Source organism: Frigoribacterium sp. VKM Ac-2836 (assembly GCF_013248995.1).
Classification (GTDB): Bacteria; Actinomycetota; Actinomycetes; order Actinomycetales; family Microbacteriaceae; genus Frigoribacterium.
This window is the reverse complement of the sequence record NZ_JABRPK010000002.1, coordinates 602,172-624,710: the sequence shown is the minus strand read 5'-3', so window position 1 is coordinate 624,710 and position 22,539 is coordinate 602,172. Positions and strand designations below refer to the sequence as shown.

The following is a 22,539-nucleotide window of genomic DNA, read 5'->3' as shown; positions in this document are numbered from 1 at the left end:
GCCCGGTCGCGGAGGTGCACAGTGGAGGGATGACATCGACGTCCCTCCTCGTGATCGGCGGCACCGGGCAGATCAGCGCCTCGGTCGTACGGCAGGCCCTGCGTGACGGCGTGGCCGTGACCGTGGTGAACCGCGGCAGCACCACGATCCGGCCCGTGCCCGCAGGTGTCGAGCAGCTCGTGGCCGACGTCCGGGACGAGGAGGCGCTGGTCGCCGCCCTGAACGGACGCCGCTTCGACTCCGTCGCCGACTTCCTGACCTTCACGCCCGACCAGCTCGCGTCGATGCTGCGGGTCGTGGCCCCGCTGACCGACCAGTACGTGTTCATCGGCTCGGCCTCGGCGTACCAGAAGCCCCCGGTCTCGTTGCCGATCACCGAGGCGACGCCGCTGTTCAACCCGTGGTGGTCGTACTCGCGCGACAAGATCGCCTGCGAACGCCTGCTGCGCGACGAGCACCTCGCGGGGCGGGTGCAGGCGACGGTCGTCCGGCCCTCGCACACCTACGACGAGACCCACGTGCCGTTGCTCGGCGGCTGGACGACGATCGAGCGCATGCGACGCGGCGACCCCGTCGTCCTGCACGGCGACGGCACCTCGCTCTGGGCCCTGACCCACTCGGCGGACTTCGCACGGGCCTTCGTCGGCCTGCTCGGCCACCCCGGCGCCCTGGGCGAGGCGTTCCACATCATGTCGCCCGAGCTGCTCACCTGGAACATGATCGCGCGCGACCTGGCCGACGCCGCCGGGGCGTCGCTGCACGTCGTCCACCGCACGACGCAGGTCCTCACCGACGCCGTCCCCGAGTGGACGGCCGACCTCTGCGGTGACCGCAGCCACCCGGCCGTGTTCGACACCTCGAAGATCCGCGCGCTGGTGCCCGGCTGGGAGGCGCGGACCCCCTTCGCCGAGGGAGCCCGCCAGATCGTCGCCTGGCACGATGCCGACGCCTCGCGCCGCACGGTCGACCCCTGGGTCGACGACGCCTACGAACGGCTCATCGCCCTCTAGCTGCGACGCGCGTCGCACCACGTCCTGAGCATCACACCACGCTTGTCGATGGTGTCTCGCTCAGCCGGTGGTGCGACGACGGTGTGCTCGGGGACGCGGGCAGGAGCAGCCGGAAGACCGCGCCCGAGCGACCCGGCCCAGGCTGCTCGCAGAACAGGTCGCCGCCGTGGGCGCGGGCGAGTCCGCGGGCGATGGGCAGTCCCAGGCCCGCGCCTCCGTCCCCGGATCGACGGGCCTCGTCGAGTCGAACCAGCCGGTCGAAGATGCGCTCCCGGTCGGCGGCGGGCACTCCCGGGCCGTCGTCCGAGACCAGCACCGCGACCTGGTCGGCCCGGGACGCGTCGAGCCAGAGCGTCACCTGCCCCGCGCCACCCGTCGCCCGGGCCGCGTTGTCGACCAGGTTGCCGACGATCTGCGAGACCCGGCCCGCGTCGGCGGCGACCACGACCGGCCCGTCGGGCAGCACGACGCGCAGGTCGAGCGACGGCCGCCGCAGCCGCTGGCGTTCGACGTCGGCGAGCAGCGACGCCCCGAGGTCGACGGGGGCGACGTCGAGCGAGAGCCCCTGGTCGACGCGGGCCATCAGCAGCATGTCGTCGATCAACCGGGAGGCGCGCCCGGCCTCGCGCACCACGTGCGCCGCGAGACGCTCCCGTTCGTCGGCCGTGCCGGGCGACCGCACGAGGGTGTCGGCCGCGGCACGCATCCCGGCCACGGGGGTGCGCAGTTCATGCGCGGCGTCCGAGACGAAGGCCCGCACGCGCATCTCGGCATCGAGGGCCGTCCGCTCGGCGCCCTCGACGCCGTCGAGCATTTCGTCGAAGGCGAGGGCGACCCGCCCGATCTCGGTGTCGCGTCGCGCCGGTCGCAGACGGCGGCCGCGGTCGCCGTGCGCGATCGACCTGGCGACGCTCGTCATCCGGTCGAGCGGCCGCAGGGTCGCCCGCACCACGAGGGCGAGGCCGACGGCGGCGATCGACAGGAACGCCGCGGAGGCGCCGATCATCACCCAGCGCAGCTGCACCAGGGTCTCGCCCACCGAGCGCGAGTCCGTGGTCAGGGTGATCGTCGACCCGTCGCTCAGCTGCGACACGAGCGTGGTCACCTCGTCGTCGCTCCGCACCTCGGAGGAGCTGACCGTGACCGCCTCGGACGAGGAGGCGCCGGTCGCGTCCCCGGAGTCGGTGCCGGTCGGGGAGTCGGTGCCGGTCGCGCCGGTGCCGGTGCCGTCCTGGGCGTCGGTACCCGCGCCTCCTCGTCCGCCGTCGAGGCCCGAGGCCGGGCCGCCGCGCCCGGGGCCATCGCCGAGCGAGGGCGGACCGTCGCGCAGCTCGTCGGGGCTCGGGCCGGCGACGATGGCGTCGCCGTTCGCGTCGCGGATGACGACCGAGAGCCCCTGGGCCGAGAGCCGGTCGGCGAGCTCGTCGCCGTCCACCGTGCCGACCAGGGCAGCGGCGGCCGCGGCGCGGTCGGACAGCCGGTCGACGACCTGGGCGCGGAGGCGCTGGCCGAGGGTGAGCTCGACCGTCACGGCGAGCGCGGCCAGCAGGACGGCCAGCAGCAGCAGCACGGCGACGACCGTGCGGAGGCGCAACGAGCCGGTGCGCAGCCCGGGGGCGGTGGCCTCGGGGACCGGCGCCGCGCCTCCTCGGGGCTGGCCCGCCCCGCCGTGGAGGCGGAGCGGATCGCCCGTCGACAGGGAGGCTCGGCGGCGGCGGATCACGCGCTCATCCGGTAGCCGAGGCCGCGGACGGTGTGGATCAGGCGGGGGCCGCGGATCTCCATCTTGCGGCGGAGGGCGCTGAGGTGCACCTCGACGAGGTTGGGGTCGTAGTCGTCGTAGCCCCAGACCTGCGTGAGGATCTGGGTCTTCGAGACGGTGCGCCCACGGCTCTCGGCGAGGAACCCGAGCAGACGGAACTCGGTCGCCGTGAGGTCGAGGGATTCGCCGCCGCGCGTGATGCGGGCCGCTTCGGGGTCGAGAACGAGGTCACCGATCTCGATCACCGAGGGGATGCGACCGCGGCGACGCAGGACGGCCGTGACCCGCGCGATCAGCTCGGCGACGGCGAAGGGTTTCACCACGTAGTCGTCGACGCCCTCGGAGAAACCACGGAGCCGGTCGTCGACCTCGTCGCGGGCGGTGAGCATGACGACCGCCGCGTCGGACGAGGTGCGGATCGTGCCCGCCAGGCGGATGCCGCTGGCCCCGGGCAGCATCCAGTCGAGCACGACCAGGTCGGGCACGAAGGCCTTGAGCTGATCCGGCAGGTCGGACCCGTCGGCCAGGCCGTGCACGGCGAAGCCCTCGGCACCGAGCGCGGCGACGACGGCGGTGCGGATGGTCTCGTCGTCGTCGATCACGAGGACACGGGCGGGGCTGAGCATTCTTCGCACGGTAGGTGCGGCCGGTGGGCGGAGGCTATGGGCCGGCTGGGTGGCGGGTGTGTGTCGCGGCCGGAACGGCTCCCGCTAGGGTCGGCCCATGGGGACACCGCGTCGACGCCGCCAGCTCGTCGCCGGCGGCGTCCTGCTGGGGCTGTCCCTGTCGTCGGTCTGGCTCGGTGTGCCCGTCTCGGCCCGGTGGCCTTCGGCCTCCCTGACCGTCGGGTTCGTCTCGTTCGGGCTCTTCCTGGTCGCCCTCTGGTTGTTCTTGCTCGTCATCGCCGAGCGCGACGATCCTCCTGGAGGCACCCCGGGCGGCCACAGGTCTCCGAGCCTCTGGCCGTTCCAGCGGCGGCAGGCTCCGATCCCCCGGGACCCGCATGTCGCCCCTGTCGTTTCCCGGCGCCGCCACGCCTGGGTCGACCGGGTCGTCCCGGTCCTCCGTCGAGTCGACGCCGACGAGACCCTCGAGCACCTGCTCGTCGACGACCGAGGCGACGGCCCGATCGGCCCGAAGAGAGAGATCGTCGTGGCGTTCTCCACCCAGGACCTCCTGATGATGTCGGCCGCGCTGCAGGCGAACGCCGAGGACTCCGGTGCCCCTGACCCGGCCAGGGAGATCGGCTTCGCCGCGCCGGACGCGCTCGCCTGGTCGCGTCGGGCCGCCCGTGCCGCCCGCGATGCGCCTGCACCCCGGCCCGACCCGGCGAGCACCGCTGCCGTCGGTGCACGACGCATCGCGTGGACCGCCTGGGCGCTCGAGCAGGACGCCGGAGGTGGCGATGTCGACGTCGACGTCACCCGAGACCCGTGGTTCGTCGTGCCGCTCGACCAGCTCGAGGCCGTGACGGGCGCCGTCGAAGCATCGACCGAGGGGCATGCGGCAGATCGCGTCGATCGCGTCGTGGCCGCGGAGCTCGCTCGACGACTGCGCACGATCCTGCTGGAGGCACGCGAGTCCGACCCGACGCCGACGTCCGGGAGCACCACCCTCTGACCCCGCGGGCCTCGGTCCGTGGAAAGATCGGGGAGCTCGGCCGTGACGAACCGGCCGGGAGACAGGGGGCATGGTGTTCGCACGAGACGTGACCGAGAAGGGGTTCACCCCGGTCCGATTCCGTGGCGGGTACGCGATGGACGACGTGGACGCGTTCCTCGAACGCATCCGGACGACTCTCGCGGCCTACGAGCAGGGGACGGCCTCCGGCGTCCTGACGGCCGTCGACGTCGTCGACTCACGCTTCCGACCGACGAAGTTCAAGGAGGGCTACGACCAGGACGAGGTCGACGACTTCCTGGACCAGGTCGTCGCCGCGCTGCGGCGGCACGAATCGACCGGAGGCCGCTGACCTTCCGACCGTCGGCTGGCGGTACGGGGGCCCGGACGCGTCGCTCCGTGCCCCGGTGGCGGCAGCGGCCGGGGCCGACGTGACTTAAGCCCCGCTTCAGATTCGGTTCCGAGAGTGGTGTGTGCCGGCGGGAACGCCCCGACCGCCAGCCGCATCGCGGCTCGCCCGGCACCCGACATCTGGAGACACCATGGCGAAGGACACCACCCCCGACGGCCGCGACGACGGCCGTCGCGACGAGCACAGCCCCGCGCAGGACGATGCCTGGGCCGAACGGCTGCGCCGCGAGGACGAGGACGAGGACGCCCGCGCCACCACCGAGCTGCCTGCCGCGGCACCCGGTCAGCCGACGGCCCCGACCACGCCGATCGTCGCCGACGACCAGCGCACCCGCGATTTGCCCGCCGAGGGCAGCGCGTTCCGAGCCGACACCACCGCAGGCACCGGGGGGACGGCCACCCGCCGCCGACCCACGAAGCGCCTGCTCGTCGGCATCGGCATCGCCGCGGCCGGACTCGCCCTGGTCGGCACGAGCACCGCGGTCGCCGTGTCGAACGCCGGGGGCTCGACCAGCGCCTCCGCGAGCGCCACGCCGGGCCAGGACGACGGCGCGAACCAGGGCGACGACTCACGACAGGGCCCCGGAGGACGAGGCTCCGACGAGGGTGCCACCGGTGCGCCCACCGACGCGCCGACCCCGCCGGCCGCGGGCGACGACTCGGACGGAGACGCTCCTGCCGAGGGCACCGGCCCCGACGGGAAGGCCCTGCCGACCCCGGGCACCGGCCCCGACGGGAAGGCCCTGCCCGACGCGCCCGAGGGCGGTCCTGCCGACGGTGGCCCCGCGGCGGGTGGCCCGGCGGCGGGTGGCCCGAAGGGTGGCCCGGGCCACGGCCACGGCCCCGAGAAGGGCGGCCCGAAGACGGACTCCGGCGACACCGAGGACGACTCCGACCGCCCCGCCCCGCCGACCGACGCGCCCACCCCTCCGGCGGACGCACCGACGCCCACCCCCGGCACCGAGGACGGCTCGGGCTCGTAGGTCGCCGGTCGCGACCGGCCGGCCGGAGGCGCCCGGCACCGGGCAGAACCGCTCCGTGCCGGTCACAACCGCCCTGTGTCGGTCAAGAACCGCCCTCTGCCGGTCAGAACCGCGTGGTGATGCCGCCCTCGACCACGGGCGGCACACCGCGGCGGTCGGCCGCACCCCGCACCGTGGCGATCTCGTTCCACTTGTCGATCGTGGTGCAGGGGTGCGAGACGCCGAGACGGACCAGGTCGCCGACCTGCAGCCCCGACGACGGATCGAGCCGGAGGAAGGCGTGCTGGTCGTTGAGCGCCGACACGTGCGACCCGTCGAGCACCCCGGGGAGGCGCCGGTCGGCCGCCTGCGGACGCCACGCCTCGAGGGGCACCGGCAAGCCCTCGTCGTCGGACGTGTCACGCCGCCCGACGTTGAGCAAGGCCAGGCCCGGCTCGGGGCGCGACACCACGGAGGCCCACAGCTCGAGGGCCGGCAGGAACGACGGGCCGGACGCGGCCCCGGCCGCCCCCTCGCCCGACGCCCCCGCCCGCACCCCGCTCGACCGTTCGGGCCCGAAACCCTCGGCCGCGCCGTCGAGCCCGGTCAGCTCGCCGTCTGTGGGGCCACCCATCTCACGATCGGCCGCCGTGCCGGCGGAACCGTCGCCGACGACCACCGTGACGTCTGCGTCCGTGCCGGCCGCGCCTCCTGCGGTGGTCGGCACGGTGTCGCGGGCGAACGGTGTCAGCCGTCGGTAGAGGTCGTGGTCGTGGGCGACGTACGAACCCGACCGCAGCACGACACGGGTCCGTGGCCCTTGCAGGCCCGAGGGGTCGTGGCGGCCACCGAGCACCGCCACGACGCGGTCGAAGTAGACGCTGCCGCCGGCGCTCACCACCACGTCGTGGCCGGACGACAGCCACGGATCGAAGGCCGGGCCGTCGATGCCGTCGAACACCTCGAGGAGGCCCCGCAGGTAGTCGTCGACGACGGCGATGCCGGCGGGATCGACGTCGTGCGTGAGGGCGCCCTCGTATCCGGCGACGCCGGCCAGGACGAGGTGCGGTGCGGCCGTCACGGCCTCGACGACGAGCAGGGCCTCGCGCACCGATCGGGCCCCGGTCCGACCGAGCGGCGACCCGAACTCGACCAGCACGGCGAGCGGACGGTCGGCCTCGGCCCGCGCCAGGGCGGCGTCGACGAGCCGCACGGTCTCGACCGAGTCGACCCACATGAGCACGTCGACCCCGGGGGCGGCGAGCGCCGCCAGGGTCGCGGGCGCGAACGCGGTGCCCGCCATGACGACAGTCGGCACCCCGGCCTCGCGCGCCACGGCGACCTGGAACGCCGTCGCGAGCGTGATGCCCCACGCCCCGGCGTCGAGCTGCCGTCGCCAGATCTCGGGCGCCATGGTCGTCTTGCCGTGCGGCGCCAGGTCGACCCCGGCCTCGCGACACCAGGCCGCCATGGTGCCGACGTTGTGGTCGAGGGCGTCGAGGTCGATCGTCAGCAGCGGGGTCGCGAGGTCGATCAGCGGGACGGGGCGCGGTTCACGACCGAAGCCGACCTTGGTGGCCGAGGTGAGGCCGGGGGCGGACGGGGTCCAGGATGACGTGGTCATGGTGCCTTCCGACGGGGCGGTTCGGGGACGTGCTGCGGTCAGGCCGTGTGTCGGTGCCTGACGGTAGCTTTGCAGTCACCCCCGACACACGACACATCACGTCGGGCGCATCGACCATCGATCAGAGAAGAGCAGACCTGTGAGCGAGAAGACCGAAGTCCGCACCGGCGGCGCCCCCACCCCCATCTCGACCTTCTCGCAGGGCGTGCTCAAGAACGGCTTCCTCAGTGTCTCCGGTCAGGGCCCGCAAGACCCCGCCACGAGCGAGTACCTGCATCCCGGCGACCTCACGTCGCAGACCGTCCGCACCCTCGACAACGTCAAGGCGATCGTCGAGGGCGCCGGCGGCACCTTCGACGACGTCGTCTCGCTGCGGGTCTTCCTGACCACGCGCGACGACTTCGCCGAGATGAACGCCGCGTACGAGACCTACCTCCTGCAGAACGTCCCGAGCGGCGTGTTCCCCACCCGCACGACGGTCTTCGTCGAACTGCCGAACGAGGCCATGCTCGTCGAGATCGACGCGCTGGCCATCCTCACCTGACGCCCGGCAGCCCGGCAACCCGACCTGCCTCCCGGCCGGACGTCGAACGCGACGACACCACCGCAGGAGGCGCGGGCTCAGTCGGCCGCGCCCGTCACGACCACGGTCTTCCGTGACCACGTCGCGTCGGTCAGCTGGGCCAGCATGAAGCGGGCCACGTCGGCTCGGGTGACGTGGATGCCCGCACCCCCGGGCAGCCGCTCCCCCGTGGCGAGCGACCCGGTCGCCGGTTCGTCGGTGAGGCGCGTCGGGTAGACCAGCGTCCAGTCGAGACCGCTCGCGCGCACCTCGGCGTCGGCGACCTCCTTGGCGGCGTACACCTTGCCGAGCACGGTGTGGAAGAACACTCTCTGCAAGGTGTTCGCGTCGGCCTGGCTGTCGCCGACGCCGAAGGCAGAACAGACGACGAGGCGATCGACCCCCGCGTCATGCATCGCCGGCAGCAGGGCCCGGCCGACCTCGACCTCGATCGGGTGCCGGATGTTCCGCGAGCCGACCGCGTTGAGCACGGCGCCCTGTCCCACCACCGCGGCGCGGACGTCCTCGGCCGAGGTCGCGTCCCCGGTGAGCACCCGGACGCCGTCGGTCACGTCGAGGGCGGACGCGTCCCGGACGAGCACCATCACCTCGTGCCCCGCCGACTGGGCGACCCGCAGAACGTGTGAGCCCGTGCCCCCGGTCGCTCCCAGCACCAGAACCTTCATCGCGCCTCCTGTCGTTCAGGAAAGCGAACACCGCTCACCCAAGACCGGGCCGAGAGTCGTCTGAACAGCCCCCGCCCCCGCCCCCGGACCGAACCCGACCACCCAGCACCCCAAACGTGTGCAAATCGCGACATCTGTAGGCCGGCACGCCGCTCACCTTCGCGCCGAGGCGGCGTGTCGCCCGTCGACTGTCGCGATGTGCACGCGTCGGCGGGGGGCCCGGGGTCGACGCCGAGCGTGCCTCCCGCCCTGCCGAGGACACCGGCGTCGTCACGCGCACCCGGCCGCCGTCACGAGCACCGTCACGAGAGCACCGTCACGGGTGCGCTACTCGAAGCGCTGCCACTCGGGCTTGTTGGCGTAGGTGTAGCGGTAGTAGTCGGCCAGCTGCAGCTCGGACGCGGCGGCCTCGTCGACGACGACGGTGGCGTGCCGGTGCATCTGCAGTGCGCTGCCCGGGCACATCGCGCCGAGCGGCCCCTCGACCATGCCGGCCACGGCCGACGCCTTGGCCGCCCCCTGGGCCACGAGCACGACCTCGTGCGCGTCGAGGATCGTGCCGAGACCCTGGGTCAGGCAGTGGGTGGGCACCTGCGACGGGTCGTCGAAGAAGCGGGCGTTGTCGGCCCGGGTCTGCGGCGCGAGCGTCTTGATGCGCGTGCGCGACGCGAACGACGAGGTGGGCTCGTTGAACCCGATGTGCCCGTTCGCACCGATGCCGAGGATCTGGATGTCGATGCCCCCTGCCGCGACGATCGCCTGCTCGTAGTCGACGACCGCGGCCTCGACGTCGGCCGCCCGCCCGTCGGGCACGTGGACCCTCGACGCGTCCATGCCCAGCGGCACGACGACGTCGCGGTGGATCACCGAGGCGTAGCTCTCGGGGTGCTCGAGCGGGATGCCCACGTACTCGTCGAGGGCGAACCCGGAGGCGCGGGAGAAGTCGAGCTCGCCCGCCGCGACCCGGGCCGCGAGCGAGGCGTAGATGCCGGTCGGTGACGACCCGGTCGCGAGGCCCAGCACGGCCTCGGGCCGGCGCTGGACGACCGACGCGATCTTGAGGGCGGCGACACGACCGACCTCGTCGGCGTCGCGGACGATGATGATCTCCATGGTGCTCCTTGCTGCCGAGGCGTCAGCTGATGTTGGCCACGACCGACGCGATGTACGCCTCGCGTTCTTCTCGCGAGGCCGGCCGCCCGGGCACGCCCGGACGCCGCTGCCACGGTAGCGGCCCCGACTCGTGTCGGTACTCGACGCCGATCGCGTCGAGGCGATCGAGGTGCACGGCGAGGCGTGTGAAGAAGTCGTCGAAGTCCCGCGGTTCGGTGGTCCACAGCGCCTCGGCCACGGCGCACAGCCGTGGGAAGGCGAAGAAGTCCACGGTGCGGGGCGAGTCCATGTGCTCGGTCCAGATGTTGGCCTGACCGCCGAGCACGTGGCGCGACTCGTCCTCGGTCAGCTGAGGGGGCACCGGCTCGAAGGCGTAGACGTCGGCGAGGGTGAGCGGGATCGACACGGGGATCGGCTCGTCCGGCCCCTCGGACTGCCGGTAGTCGAGGTAGACCTGGTCGTCCGGGCAGGCGACGACGTCGTACCCGCGCCGTGCCGCCGTGACGGCACCCGTCATGCCGCGCCACGACGCGACCGTCGCGCCGGGCGACATCGTGCCGTTCCCCTCGAGGATCTCGTCCCAGCCGAAGGTGCGGCGCCCGGCCGCGGCCAGGTGGGCGTCCAGCCGTCCGATGAACCACGCCTGCAGCTCCTCCTCGTCGGCGAGGCCCCGCTCGCGCATGAGCTCTTGCGTGCGGGGGTCGGCCTGCCACTGGGCCTTCGGGCACTCGTCTCCGCCGATGCCGATCCAGGTGCCCGGGAAGAGCTCCATCACCTCGTCGAGCACGTCGGTGTAGAACTCGACGGTCGACAGCTCGGTGTTGAGGACGTCCTCGAAGATGCCCCACTCGGTGCCGACGGCGATCTGCCTCGGCTCCGCCACGGCTGCACCGCCGACCTCGACGGCGCCGACGCCCAGGTGCGGGTACGCCGTGATCGCTGCCATCGAGTGGCCGGGCACGTCGACCTCGGGCACGACCGTGATGTGGCGGGCGGCGGCGTAGGCGACGACCTCGCGGATGTCGTCCTGTGTGTAGAAGCCGCCGTGTGGCCGACCGTCCTGTGTGGCGTCCGGTCCGGCCCCCACCTGCGACGACCCCCGCCAGGCGCCGACCGAGGTCAGGCGCGGGTACTTCGTGATCTCGATGCGCCAGCCCTGGTCCTCGGTGAGGTGCCAGTGCAGCGTGTTCAACCGGTGCAGCGCCATCAGGTCGACGAACCGCAGCACGTCGTGCTTCGGCAGGAAGTGCCGGGCGACGTCGAGGTGGGTCCCCCGCCATCCGAACCGCGGACGGTCCTCGACGTCGACGGCGGGCACGACCCAGTCGACCCCGGTCACGAGGGCCGTCCGGTACACGGCGGCGGGCAGCAGCTGACGCAACACCTGCGCCCCGTGGAACGCGCCGGCCACGTCGCCCCCGGTGATGCGCACTCCGGCGGGTCGCGCCTCCAGCCGGTAGGCCTCGGCCCCGAGCGAGTCGTCGAGATCGAACGAGATGCCGGTGCCGTCGGCACTGCCCTCGCGCAGCGGCAACCCGGTCGCCGGTCGCAACGCCTGCTGCAACCAGGCGACGACACCGGCGAGCTCGTCGGGCGCCGAGACCCGTGTCGCCGAGTCGAGGCGGAACGCCCCGGAGGAGCGGGTCAGCCGGGCGGGGCGCGGGACGATCGCGACCGGTGCGGTCTCGGGGGTCACGGTGCCGGTCGGTGCGGTGATCGAGCGGGTGGAGGATGGGGTCGTCACGGGGTCAGCCCTTCACGGCGCCGGCGGACATGCCGGTCACCAGGTTGCGTTGGATGATCATGAAGAAGACGACGACGGGCAACGAGAACAGCACCGAGGCCGCCATCTGCCCGCCGAAGTCGGTGCCGCTGGTCGGCGTGCTGAACGAGGCCAACCAGACCGGCAGCGTGTACATCGACTGGTCCTTCATGAACGTGTAGGCCACGAGGTAGTCGTTCCAGGCGGCGATGAAGGCGAAGATGCTCGTCGCGATCATGCCGGGCAGCACGAGCGGGAACATGATGCGCGTCAGCACCTGCCAGGTGCTCGCTCCGTCGAGCTGAGCGGCCTCCTCGACCTCGACCGGGATCGCCAGGAAGAACCCGCGCATCACCCAGATGGAGAACGGCAACGTCGCCGCGACGTACGCCAGGATGAGCCCGCCGTAGGTGCCGAGCAGCCCGAGGCTGTTGAAGATCAAGAACTGCGGGATCAGCAGCGCCGTCGCCGGCAGCATCTGCACGATCAGGATGAACACCATGATCGTGCGACGCCCTCGGAACCGGAACCGCGACAGGGCGGCCGAGGCGAAGAGACCGAGCACGATCGAGAAGACGACGGCCCCGACCACGACGATCACGCTGTTGCGCAGGTTCGTGAAGAAGTCGGACTGCGTGACCGCGACGACGAAGTTGTCGAAGGTCGGGTTCTGCGGCCAGAAGAGCGGGGTCGACGTCATGACCTCGGGGCGCGGCTTGAAGGCCGTGTTCACCATCCAGTAGACGGGGAACAGCCAGACCAGGCTGAAGACGATCGCGATCGCGTTGCTGACCCAGCGGGGCTTCCGGCGGCGACGGGTCGGGCGGGCGACGGTCTCGGTCGTCGTGGTGCCGACGCCGGTGGGTGCGGTCGTGGTCACAGGTCTTCTCCGGATCGGACGAGGTTGCGGACGTAGAACGCGGTCAGCACGACGAGCAGCAGGGTGGTGACCACCGAGATGGCGGCGCCCTGCCCGATGTCGAAACCGACGAAGGCGGTGACGTAGGTGAAGACGCCGAGAGTCGAGGTGGCGTCGTCGGGCCCACCGGCCGAGACGAGCCAGATCTGGTTGAAGACGTTGAAGTCCCAGATGATCGACAAGATCGTGATCAGCAGCAGCGTCGGCTTGAGGAACACCAGGGTGACGGTCCGGTAGACGCGCCACTCGCTCGCGCCGTCGAGCCGCGCGGCTTCTTTGTACTCGAGCGGGATCTGCGTCTCGGCGGCGTACATCGTCAGGGCGATGAACGGAACGGCCTGCCAGACGATCAGCATCCAGATGCTCGTGTAGGCGAGAGCGGCGTCGTTCGACCAGTCGACGTTGGTCATGTCGCCGACCAGGCCGGTCTGGGTGAGCAGCCAGTTGACGACGCCGTAACCGGGTTGGAAGAGCCATTTCCAGACGATCGACGACGCCACGTTCGGCATGGCCCAGGCGAGGATCAACACGACGGTGACCGTGTACCGCATCGGCGCTCCGAGGCGGGTGAGCAGGTGCGAGACGCCCGTGCCGATCAGCACGCTGCCTCCGACCATCGCCGCCGTGAACACCAGGGTGCGGACGAGGGACCACCAGAAGTCGGTGTCGGCCAACAGCGTCGTGTACTGCCCCACCCCGACCGAGTCGTAGGCGCCGGTGAAGAGCGACCGCTGGTCGTAGTCCGTGAACGAGGTGAAGACCAAGAAGACGATGGGCGCGACGGTCACGGCGAGCAGCACGATGCCGGCGGGCGAGAGCAGCCAGAGCGGGGCGAGCTGACGCTTCTTCCCCGGCCGGACCGGGGCCTGCCGCTCCACCTTCGGACGCCTGCCGCCGCCCGGGTGATCGGGAGCCGCGCCGGGCGGGGTCTCGGTGAGACCGGGGGCTGTCGAGAGGGCCACGGTTCCTCTTTCGGTTCGAGTCAAGGAGGTGCGGGTCGAGAGGGCGGGAGCGTCGCGTGATCGGATGGTCATGCGACGCTCCGCCGGGATGCTCGTCAGTCGTTCAGCGCCTTGTCGGTCGCCTCGTCGAACGACGTGGCCGCGGCCTCGGCCGATTTGGAGCCCGAGACCACCGCGGAGAAGAGCTGGTTGATGCTCTTGTCGCCCTCGAGGGCGGCCCAGTTCGCGCTGGCCGGCGTGGCCTTCGAGTTGAGCGCGGCATCGAAGAAGCCCTTCTGGATGGGCGTCACCACGCTGCCCGCCGCCTTGATGCCCTCTTCGCTGTTGGGGATCCAGCCGTCGTTGCCGACCACCCACTCGTTCTGGATGTCGGGGCTCGTCGCGATCTTCGTCCACTGCAGGGCGAGGTCAGTGTTCTGGCTCTTCGCGGCGATGCCCCAGTCCGAGCCGCCCAGCATGACGGGCTGCGTCTCGCCCGACTTGCCCGGCATCGGGAAGGTGCCGAAGTCGTCGTCGGTCAGGGCGGGGTTGGCCTTCTGGATCAGGTCGATCGAGCCGTTCGTGTGCAGGATCGTCGCGGTCTTGCCGTCGGCGAAGACCTGCGTCTGGTCGGGGGCGTCGGTGTCGAGGGTCTGCGAGGCAGGGGTCGAGTAGGCGTTCTGGAACTCGGTGAAGTCCTCGAGGCCCTGCTGCGCCTCCTTGCTCTCGAGACCGGCGGTCCAGGTGCCGTCGCTCGACGTGGCGATCTCGCCACCGGCGTCCCAGACGAACTGCATGCCCGCGTACCAGTACTGACCGGGCAGGTAGAACGCCGAGAAGTCGGACGCCGTGTTGGCGGCCTTCACCTTGTCGAGGTCGGCCGTGAGCTCGTCGTAGGTGGTGGGGGCCTCGGTGACGCCCGCCTCGGCCCACATCGTCTTGTTGTAGATGACGGCGCGGGCACCGGCGAAACCAGGCACGGCGTAGAGCGAATCGTCGACGGTGGCGGGCTCCTCGAGGCCGGTCAGCCAGGTCTGCCCCTGTTCCAGGTCGTCCCGGTAGGACGTCAGGTCGAGCAGCGCACCGTTGGCGGCATAGCTGGCGACCTGCGTGTTGCCGAGGTCGAGCACGTCGGGCGGTGTCTTGGTGGCGAGCGCCGTGCTGATCTTGGTGGTGATGCCGTCCCACTGCTGGATCTGGACGTCGACGTCGGCGCCCGTCTGAGCGGTGAACTCCTCGTTGATGGCGTCGATGGTCTCGGGCGTGTAGTCACCCGTCATCACCCAGACCGTCAGGGTCTTGCCGTCACCCTTGGTGGTGGGCACGGCCTGGGGTTCGTCGGACGAACTGCCGCCCGTGCCCGAGCTCGAGCAGGCGGTCAGGGCGAGTGCCGCGGCCAGGCCCAGGGCCCCGACCGCCGTGTAGCGTTGGTTTCGCATGTCATCTCCTCGTTCTCGAAGCGGGGATGCCGCATCGCTGTGGTCCCGGCCCGCGCTCGCACAAGCGTCGGGTCGGGAATGCGGCCCGGGCCGAAGCCCTCGCCGCCTCCGGGGGTGGTCCCCCGAGGTCTGTGGTCGGGCCGGAGCCCCGCGGGCTCACGTCAGCCCCAGTTCGGCCTGCAGCACGAACGACGCGGCGCCCAGCAGGGCCAAGTCGGTGCCGCTGCCCGCGATGCGCATGATCAGGCCGTTGCTGACGGCCGACAACGTCCGCTGACGGACGGTCTCGCGGGCGGCCCGCAACAGAGCGCCCTCGACCAGGTCGGCGGGGCCCGACAGCACGACCTCGTTCAGGTTCAGCGCACTGATGATGGGCGCGAGCACCAGACCGAGAGCGCGCCCGGCGTCGTTCAGGACGGCGCCCCGCGACCCCTCGTCGTGCTGACGGAGGCGGGACCTCAGTTGCGGGGCCGCCAGGACCTCTTCCAGGCAACCGCGTCGACCGCACGCGCACACGTCGCCGTTCTCGTCGACCGTCACGTGCCCGATCTCTCCGGCCGAGAACTGGTCCCCCTCGACGAGCGCACCGGCGACGACCAGCCCGACGCCGACGCCGTGGTCGATCGTGACCACCATGAGGCTCTGGCCGGCGGCGGCCTGCCCCGTCGTCTCGCCGAAGGTGCGGATGCCCACGGCCGCCGCGTTCGAGTCGTTGCCGACGTGGACGGGCAGCCCGACGTGATCGGAGAGACGGGACCTCAGGTCGAGGTCGTACCACCCCAGGTGGACGGCGGTGCGCACGACCCCCTCGTGGTCGACGATGCCCGGGGTCGCCACCCCGATCCCGAGCAGCGGACGCGTCGTGAGCGAGCCGAGATCGTCCACGAGCCGCTCGACCAGGCCCACCGCGGCCTCGCCGACGGCACCGTCGAGCTCGACGCTGGCGCGCTCGACGACCCCGCCCCGCAGGTCGACGACGGCCCCGACGAAACGTTCGGCGCTCGACAGATCGACCGTGACGATGTGGAAGGCGTCCGACTCGATGCCGACGAGCGTCGCCGGCTTGCCGACCCGGGCGTCGTCCCGGACTCCGAGCTCGCGAGCGATGCCGTCGTCGATCAGGTCGGAGACGAGGGCCGAGACCGTGGGCCGAGTCAAGCCCGAGCGACGGGCGAGGTCGGCCCGACTCATCGAGCCGTCGCGGTAGAGCGCCTCGAGGACGAGCGAGCGGTTGTGTGCGCGGAGGGGCGGCTGCTGCTGCCTGCTGATCGTCGTGGTGGTCACGGGCGCGTCCTCTCTTCTCGGCATCGTCGCCGACCTCGGACCCGGGTGGAGGGCCCGTCGGCAGCGGTGCCGAGGTGGCGTCGCCGTGGTGGCGTGCCGTTAGTAAATGGGCCTTACAAACACGTGTCAAGGTGCGTGGCGGCGAGTTTACGCACACGAAACACCGCGGGTCAACACCCGAAACATCACGGACCGTCAGGGCCGACCGCTTGCCGGAGCCTGGTTCGTAAGCTTTACTAACAAACATGTCCCGGCCCGCCATCGCGTCCGTCGCCCCGCTCGACGGGTCACGCCTCGGCCTGCCCGGCGCCCCTCCGACCGGCGCCCCTCCGACCGACGGCTCCTCGGTCGACGGCTCCTCGATCGAGACGGCGGAGCGACCGTGAGGGTCGGCCTCGACATCGGAGGCACCAAGATCGACGCGGTGGTCGTCGACGGGTCCGGTGCGCCCGTGCACCGGCTGCGTCTGCCGACGGGGTTCGGCCCCGAGGCCGTGCTGGCGAACGCGACCACCGCCGTGACCTCGCTGGCCCGTCGAGCCGGCGTCGAGGTCTCGGCCTTCGAGTCGGTGGGCGTCGGCATCCCCGGCCTCGTCGACGGCGCCACGGGTCGCGTGCGGCACGCCGTGAACATCGGTTTCGACGACGTCGCGGTGGGGTCCGCGCTGAACGCCCGGCTCGGGGTGCCGGTCCGGGTCGAGAACGACGTCAACGCGGCCGCCCTCGGCGCGTACCTCGCGATGTCGCTGTCGGGGTCGGTCGGCTACCTCAACCTCGGAACCGGCCTCGCCGCCGGCCTCGTCGTCGACGGTGAGCTCTGGCGCGGCTCGCGGGGCGTCTCGGGCGAGATCGGCCACGTCCCCGTCGACCCCGGCGGCGAACTCTGCCCGTGCGGGCAGCGCGGGTGCCTCGAGACCGTCGCGGCCGGCGCCGCGGTGGCACGCCACTGGCCGACCGAGGGAGCGCACCCGGCCGTGGCGCTGTTCACGGCGGCCGACGCAGGTGACCCCGAGGCCGTGCGCGTCCGTGCCGACCTCGCGGCGGGGGTGGCGGCCGCGGTGCGCCTCCTGGTCCTGGCGATCGACGTGGACTCCGTCGTGATCGGAGGCGGGCTCAGCAACCTCGGACGCCCTCTGCTCGACGACGTCGCCGGCGTACTGGACCGCTGGGCCGCCGGATCAGCGTTCCTCGCCTCGCTCGACCTCTCGTCGCGCATCGAGCTGCTGCCACCGGGATTCCCCGTGGCGGCCGTCGGTGCCGCGACGGTCGGGGCCCGCGGGACCGCCACCGCAGCCGCCGTCTGACCTCTGCGTGCGGAACCTCTGCCGCACTCACCGCCACGACCACTCCGCCAGGCGATGGGCACAGCGCCAGGAGAAAACCTGGCGCCGTGCCCATGGCGTGGTGCCGTGACGGATTCGACCCACCCGAGCTGAGCGACGCGGCGACTACGCCCGGGCCACCCGCAGCGTCACGATCTCGAACGGGCGAAGCGTCAGCTCGACCGCCGAACCAGCCGCCCACCGGCCCGCACCAGCCGTGCCGTCGGCCAGCTCGCGCTCGATCAGGTCGGTGCGCCACGCCTCACCGAACCCGCTGTCGGCGTCCACCGTGATCGTGGTCGCCGCCCGCGCCCCGCGTGCCTCGTACAAGCGCACGATCAGGTCACCCGAGCGGTCCTCGGCCAGCTTGACCGCCTCGACCAGCACGGCGGGCGACGACGACGTGACGAGGGGTGCCACCGCCGCACCCGAGGACCCGTCGACCCGGCGGACGGGCAGGTTGAGTCGGTAGCCGGCCGTCGCCGCGTCGAGCACGTCGGGCGCGACCCGCACCGACGAGCGCAGCACGTGCCGCCCCTGGTCGGCGTGCGGATCGGGGAAGGTCGGTGCCCGCAGCAGCGACTGCCGCACGAGCGTCGTCGTGCCGCCGTCGCCGCCGTCGGCCGTGTCGCGGGTGCTGCGCGTGATGTCGTGGCCGTACGTGGCGTCGTTCGCCACGGCCACACCGAAACCGGGCTCCGTGACGTGCACCCAGCGGTGCGCGACGGTCTCGAACCGGGCGAAGTCCCAGGACGTGTTCTGGTGGGTCGGTCGCTGGACGTGGCCGAACTGCACCTCGGAGGCCGCCCGGTCGGCGTGCACGTCGAGCGGGAACGCGAGCTTCAACAGCTTCTGCCTCTCGTGCCAGTCGACGACGGTCTGCACGTGCAACTCGGCCTCGCCGTCGTCCAGCCACCACCGCTGCACGACGGTCGACCCGCCGAATCGCCGTGTCACGACGAGGGCCCCGCCGTCGGCGACCACCGACTCGGCCTCGACCAGGTCGGTGCGCACGTTCTTGTAGGCCTGGTCGACGTCCCACGCGTCCCACTGGTTGGGCGTGTCACGGAAGAGCTGCAGCAGACCGAGCCGCGCGCCCGGAGCGACGAGGTCACGCCCCGACGAGGCGTCGAGGAGAGAGGCGACCAGGCCGTCACCGTCGAACACGGCACGGACGAGCCCGTTGTCGATCACCCAACCGCCGTCGGAGGCGACCGGCGCCACCGATCCGACCCCCGCCTCCTGGGCGCGACCCTCGACCGAGCCACCCGAGGCGACGACCCCGGCCGCCGGCACCGGACCGGCGTTGAACGTGGTCGTCGCCGACCCCGACCCGGCGAGCGCGCGCTGCGCCGCGCCGATGATCGTCTCGAGCTGTTCGGCGACGCGGGCGTAGTGCCGTTCGGCCTCGTGGTGCACCCAGGCGATCGACGACCCGGGCAGGATGTCATGGAACTGCTGCAAGAGCACGACGTGCCAGATCTCTTCGAGTTCGTCGTAGGGGTAGTCGAGAAGGCCGCGGGCGGACGCCGTGGCGCTCCAGAGCTCGGCCTCGCGCAGCAGGTGCTCGCTGCGGCGGTTGCCCTGCTTGGTGCGGGCCTGTGACGTGTAGGTGCCACGGTGGAACTCGAGGTACATCTCGCCCGACCAGACGGCCGGGTCCGCGAGTTCGTCGCGTGCCTGGGCGAAGAAGGAGGCGGGGGTGTCGACGGTCACGCGCGGCGAGCCCTCGAGGTCACCGGCCCGACGAGCGGCCGCCATCATCTCGCGGGTCGGGCCACCACCGCCGTCACCCCAGCCGAACGGGACGATCGAGACGTTGGAGAAGCCCTTCTCGGCGTAGCCGCGTTCGGCGTGGGCGAGTTCGGCCGGCGAGAGGTCGGAGTTGTAGGTGTCGACGGGCGGGAAGTGCGTGAACACACGGCTGCCGTCGATGCCCTCCCAGAGGAAGGTGTGGTGCGGCATGCGGTTCGTCTCGTTCCAGGACTCCTTCTGCGTGAAGAACGAGCTGGCGCCGGCCGCACGGGCGATCTGCGGCATGGCCCCCGTGTAGCCGAACGAGTCGGGCAGCCAGACCTCGTCGGCGTCGACGCCGAACTCGCGGAGGAAGAACCCCTTGCCCGCGACGAACTGGCGGGCGAGCGCCTCACCGCCGGGCATGTTGGTGTCGGACTCGACCCACATGCCGCCGACGGGCACGAACCGGCCCTCGGCGACCTTCTGCTTGACCCGGTCGAACAGCTCCGGGTAGCGCTCTTTCAACCAGGCGTACTGCTGGGCGCTCGAGGCGGCGAACACGAAATCGGGGTCGTCATCCATCAGCGCGACGACGTTCGAGAAGGTGCGGGCGACCTTCCGCTGTGTCTCGCGGACGGGCCAGAGCCAGGCCGAGTCGATGTGCGCGTGGCCGGTCGCGACGACCCGGTGCGCGCTCGCGTTCGCCGGCGCCGCGAGCACGTCGGCGAGCGCGGCCCGAGCGGCCGTCGACGACCCCGCGACGTCGGCGTGATCGACCACGTCGCACATCCGGTCGAGGGCCCGCAGAATCTCGTGCCGCCGCGGAGAGGTGAGCTCGAGCGTGCGCATCAGCCCGACCAGCGTCCACACGTCGCGATCGAGTTCGGCGACCACCTCGTCGCGTTCGGCGAGCACGATGCCGCGCAGGGCGTAGATCGGGGCGTCGCCCGCGGTCTCGGGGTCGCCCAGCGGTGTCTCGCCGTGGAAGTCGTCACCGCCGATGTCGGGGTTCGAGGCGGCCTCGACGTAGACGTCGATCGTGCTGCCCGGGGTGGCACCCGCCCCGATCGCCGTCAACGGCACGTAGCCGTTGTACGGCTCGATCGCCTTGACGATCGTGCCGTCCGGTCGCCAGACGAGGCCCTCGGCCTGGAAGCCGGGCTGGCGGATGCTGAAGCCCAGGTCGACCACGAGTTCGAGTGCGGTCGCCGGATCGGTGCCGAAGTCGTCGGGCACCGTGCCCGTGACGTGGAACCACGTCGTGCCCCACGGCCGGCTCCACGGAGAGCCGACCGCGAACGGCTGGTAGGGCTGCGAGACGGCCTCGGCGAAGGGGACCGGCTCACCCGGGGCCTCCCAGGCCGTGATCGTCAACGGGACGGACCGGCGGTAGACGGCCGGCGTGATGCGGTCGCGGACGAAGCGGTCGATGCGGGCCTCGACGAGGACGGTGTTGTCGTGCATGGGATCAGTCTCCTGACGGGCGCGCCGAAGCGCACGGTGGGGCGGGTCGTTCTGTGGAGCGAGAGGGCGTGAGGGGCACTGGTGGGGAGGCGTGTCACCCCTTCACGGCGCCGGCCAGCGCGTTCGAGCCGCCGAGGGTCCGCGAGACGAGCACGTACAACGCGATGACGGGCACCGAGTAGACGATCGAGAACGCGGCGAGCTGCCCGTAGGCGACCGAGCCGTACTGACCGAAGAAGTTGAAGATGCTCACGGCCGCGGGCTGTTTGTCGGGGCTCAGCAAGAGCACGAAGGGCACGAAGAAGTTCCCCCACGCCTGGATGAACACGAAGATGAACACCACGGCGATGCCCGGCCGCATGAGCGGCACGACGATGCGCGTCAGGGTGGAGAACATCGAGGCTCCGTCGGTCCAGGCTGCCTCCTCGAGCGAGATCGGCACCGAGTCCATGAAGTTCTTGGCCATCCAGATCGCCATCGGCAGGCTGGTCGCGGCCAGGAAGAACACCGTGCCGCCGATCGAGTCGATCAGGTTCAGCGAGACGAACAGGCTGTAGACCGGCACCATCATCGCGGTGATCGGCAGGCCGGTGCCGAACAGGATGCCGTAGAGGAACGGCTTGTTGATGCGCATCCGGTACCGCGAGAGCGGGTAGGCGGCGAGGATCGCGACGACCACGGTCACCAGGGCGCAGCCACCCGAGACGATGAGGCTGTTGGCGAGCGGCACGAACGAGATCTCGGGCGTCAGCACGGCGGTGAAGTTGTCGAGCGTGAACTGCGACGGCACCTTGGCCGACAGCGTGGCCGACGGGTCGAAGGACGCCAGCAGCAACCAGGCGAGCGGAACGGCGAAGCAGATCGCGATGACGATCAGCACGACGTTCGAGACGGCCTTCATGCTGCGGCCGCTGGGTGAGGTCATGGCCATGGTCAGTCGACCTCCGGTTTCAGGGCCCTGATGTAGATGATCGAGAAGACGGCGCCGACGAGCAGCATGATCGTGGCGATGGCCGTGCCGAAGCCCAGTTGCGAGAACTGGAAGGCCTCCTGGTAGGCCAGGATCGGCAGCGTCGTGCTGTTCGTGCCCGGTCCACCTCCGGTCATCACGTAGATCAGCGTGAAGACCGAGAGCGTCTGCAACGTGGTCAGCATGAGGTTGGTCGAGATGCTGCGTCGGATGACCGGCAGCGTGATGTAGACCAGGCGTTGCCAGCCGGTGGCGCCGTCGACCTCCGCCGACTCGGTGATCTCGGGCGGCACCTCCTGCACTGCCGCCGAGTAGACGAGCATCGAGAAGGCGGCCCCGCGCCAGACGTTCGCGAGGATCACCGAGAGCATGGGCAGCTCGTAGAGCCAGTTGGCCCCCGTGATCCCGAACCATGACAGGACGGTGTTCAAGGTGCCCGCGTCGTTGAAGAACGCGTACGCCGCGAAAGCGGCGACGATCTCGGGCAGCACCCACGCGGCGATCACGAACGTGCCGACGATCGAGCGCACGACCTTGTGGCCGTTCCGCATCAGCAGGGCGAGGCCCAGGCCGACGAGGTTCTGGCCGACCACGGCCGAGAAGAAGACGAAGGCGAGCGTCAGCAGCACCGACTTCGGGAAGTCCGGGTCGGCGAACAACTCGGTGTAGTTGCGCAGGCCGATGAACTCCGAGCCGCCGGCGGCGTAGCCGGTCAACGAGGCGTCGGTGAACGAGCCGTAGAAGCTCGAGACGACCGGCCCCAGCAGGAACAGGGCCAGCAGGACGAAGGCCGGGACGAGCGGCAGGGTGCGTGCGCCGGTACGCAGGGCGCGCGCCTTCGAGGCACCCGCCCGGCGGCCCGGCTTCTCGCCATGGGGCCCGGGGCCGGGCCCGGGGGCCCCCGGTCGGCCGCTCTCACGGCCGACCGGGGTGGGGGCGATGGTCGCCATGT

19 protein-coding genes and 1 pseudogene are annotated in these 22,539 nt (G+C 71.7%); 7 read left to right on the top strand and 13 right to left on the bottom strand.

Annotated elements, in window-relative coordinates:
* The first annotated feature begins 29 nt into the window (after positions 1-29).
* The gene (locus HRF36_RS09280; RefSeq protein ID WP_173209120.1) at positions 30-1,010 is read left to right on the top strand and encodes an NAD-dependent epimerase/dehydratase family protein; all 981 of its coding nucleotides are present in this window, start codon (positions 30-32) and stop codon (positions 1,008-1,010) included.
* Between the two features lie 31 nt (positions 1,011-1,041).
* Here HRF36_RS09280 and HRF36_RS09275 read toward each other — a convergent pair whose 3' ends face one another.
* Positions 1,042-2,733, bottom strand: coding sequence for a sensor histidine kinase (locus tag HRF36_RS09275; protein ID WP_371740099.1), 1,692 nt, complete (start codon positions 2,731-2,733; stop codon positions 1,042-1,044).
* A complete protein-coding gene (locus HRF36_RS09270) occupies positions 2,730-3,398 on the bottom strand; it encodes a response regulator transcription factor (protein WP_173209118.1) in 669 nt (222 codons plus the stop codon). Before HRF36_RS09270 ends, HRF36_RS09275 begins: the two co-directional genes overlap by 4 nt.
* A 97-nt stretch (positions 3,399-3,495) precedes the next feature.
* Here HRF36_RS09270 and HRF36_RS09265 point away from each other — a divergent pair, with 97 nt between their 5' ends.
* From HRF36_RS09265 to HRF36_RS09255, 3 genes and pseudogenes are all read left to right on the top strand, one after another.
* Complete coding sequence (locus HRF36_RS09265) at positions 3,496-4,392, top strand: hypothetical protein (protein WP_173209116.1); 897 nt, start codon at positions 3,496-3,498, stop codon at positions 4,390-4,392.
* A gap of 70 nt (positions 4,393-4,462) precedes the next feature.
* A pseudogene (locus tag HRF36_RS09260) lies at positions 4,463-4,720 on the top strand (DivIVA domain-containing protein); the annotation flags it as partial.
* Between the two features lie 214 nt (positions 4,721-4,934).
* The gene (locus HRF36_RS09255) at positions 4,935-5,786 is read left to right on the top strand and encodes a hypothetical protein (RefSeq protein WP_173209114.1); all 852 of its coding nucleotides are present in this window, start codon (positions 4,935-4,937) and stop codon (positions 5,784-5,786) included.
* A gap of 103 nt (positions 5,787-5,889) precedes the next feature.
* Here HRF36_RS09255 and HRF36_RS09250 read toward each other — a convergent pair whose 3' ends face one another.
* The gene (locus tag HRF36_RS09250) at positions 5,890-7,389 is read right to left on the bottom strand and encodes an alanine racemase (RefSeq protein ID WP_173209112.1); all 1,500 of its coding nucleotides are present in this window, start codon (positions 7,387-7,389) and stop codon (positions 5,890-5,892) included.
* Between the two features lie 139 nt (positions 7,390-7,528).
* Between HRF36_RS09250 and HRF36_RS09245 the strand changes: the two genes are divergently transcribed.
* Positions 7,529-7,933 (top strand): RidA family protein, encoded by a 405-nt coding sequence (locus HRF36_RS09245; RefSeq protein WP_173209110.1) that lies wholly within the window; start codon positions 7,529-7,531, stop codon positions 7,931-7,933.
* A 77-nt stretch (positions 7,934-8,010) separates the two neighbouring features.
* Here HRF36_RS09245 and HRF36_RS09240 read toward each other — a convergent pair whose 3' ends face one another.
* The 7 genes from HRF36_RS09240 to HRF36_RS09210 all read right to left on the bottom strand — a co-directional run bounded on the left by HRF36_RS09240 (position 8,011) and on the right by HRF36_RS09210 (position 16,095).
* A complete protein-coding gene (locus tag HRF36_RS09240; RefSeq protein WP_173209108.1) occupies positions 8,011-8,637 on the bottom strand; it encodes an NAD(P)-dependent oxidoreductase in 627 nt (208 codons plus the stop codon).
* A 327-nt stretch (positions 8,638-8,964) separates the two neighbouring features.
* The gene (nagB, locus tag HRF36_RS09235) at positions 8,965-9,750 is read right to left on the bottom strand and encodes a glucosamine-6-phosphate deaminase (RefSeq protein ID WP_173209106.1); all 786 of its coding nucleotides are present in this window, start codon (positions 9,748-9,750) and stop codon (positions 8,965-8,967) included.
* Positions 9,751-9,772: 22 nt separating this feature from the next.
* Complete coding sequence (locus tag HRF36_RS09230) at positions 9,773-11,494, bottom strand: beta-N-acetylhexosaminidase (protein ID WP_173209104.1); 1,722 nt, start codon at positions 11,492-11,494, stop codon at positions 9,773-9,775.
* A 4-nt stretch (positions 11,495-11,498) separates the two neighbouring features.
* A complete protein-coding gene (locus HRF36_RS09225; protein WP_217271102.1) occupies positions 11,499-12,392 on the bottom strand; it encodes a carbohydrate ABC transporter permease in 894 nt (297 codons plus the stop codon).
* Positions 12,389-13,393: a carbohydrate ABC transporter permease gene (locus HRF36_RS15840; RefSeq protein ID WP_217271101.1), complete on the bottom strand. Its 1,005-nt coding sequence runs from the start codon at positions 13,391-13,393 to the stop codon at positions 12,389-12,391. The genes HRF36_RS09225 and HRF36_RS15840 overlap by 4 nt, the downstream gene beginning before the upstream one ends.
* A 95-nt stretch (positions 13,394-13,488) precedes the next feature.
* Entirely contained in the window at positions 13,489-14,811 is a 1,323-nt protein-coding gene (locus tag HRF36_RS09215; RefSeq protein WP_173209101.1) for an extracellular solute-binding protein, read from the bottom strand.
* Between the two features lie 156 nt (positions 14,812-14,967).
* Entirely contained in the window at positions 14,968-16,095 is a 1,128-nt protein-coding gene (locus tag HRF36_RS09210; protein WP_371740098.1) for an ROK family protein, read from the bottom strand.
* Between the two features lie 245 nt (positions 16,096-16,340).
* Between HRF36_RS09210 and HRF36_RS15835 the strand changes: the two genes are divergently transcribed.
* The gene (locus tag HRF36_RS15835; protein WP_254281168.1) at positions 16,341-16,481 is read left to right on the top strand and encodes a hypothetical protein; all 141 of its coding nucleotides are present in this window, start codon (positions 16,341-16,343) and stop codon (positions 16,479-16,481) included.
* Positions 16,478-17,398 (top strand): ROK family protein, encoded by a 921-nt coding sequence (locus HRF36_RS09205; protein ID WP_371740097.1) that lies wholly within the window; start codon positions 16,478-16,480, stop codon positions 17,396-17,398. The genes HRF36_RS15835 and HRF36_RS09205 overlap by 4 nt, the downstream gene beginning before the upstream one ends.
* A 144-nt stretch (positions 17,399-17,542) precedes the next feature.
* Here the strand turns inward: HRF36_RS09205 and HRF36_RS09200 are convergent, their stop codons facing one another.
* From HRF36_RS09200 to HRF36_RS09190, 3 genes are all read right to left on the bottom strand, one after another.
* Entirely contained in the window at positions 17,543-20,617 is a 3,075-nt protein-coding gene (locus tag HRF36_RS09200; RefSeq protein ID WP_173209095.1) for a glycoside hydrolase family 38 C-terminal domain-containing protein, read from the bottom strand.
* A gap of 94 nt (positions 20,618-20,711) precedes the next feature.
* Positions 20,712-21,548: a carbohydrate ABC transporter permease gene (locus tag HRF36_RS09195; RefSeq protein WP_056259591.1), complete on the bottom strand. Its 837-nt coding sequence runs from the start codon at positions 21,546-21,548 to the stop codon at positions 20,712-20,714.
* Positions 21,549-21,550: 2 nt separating this feature from the next.
* Positions 21,551-22,537 (bottom strand): carbohydrate ABC transporter permease, encoded by a 987-nt coding sequence (locus HRF36_RS09190; RefSeq protein WP_173209093.1) that lies wholly within the window; start codon positions 22,535-22,537, stop codon positions 21,551-21,553.
* Between the last annotated feature and the right edge of the window lie 2 nt (positions 22,538-22,539).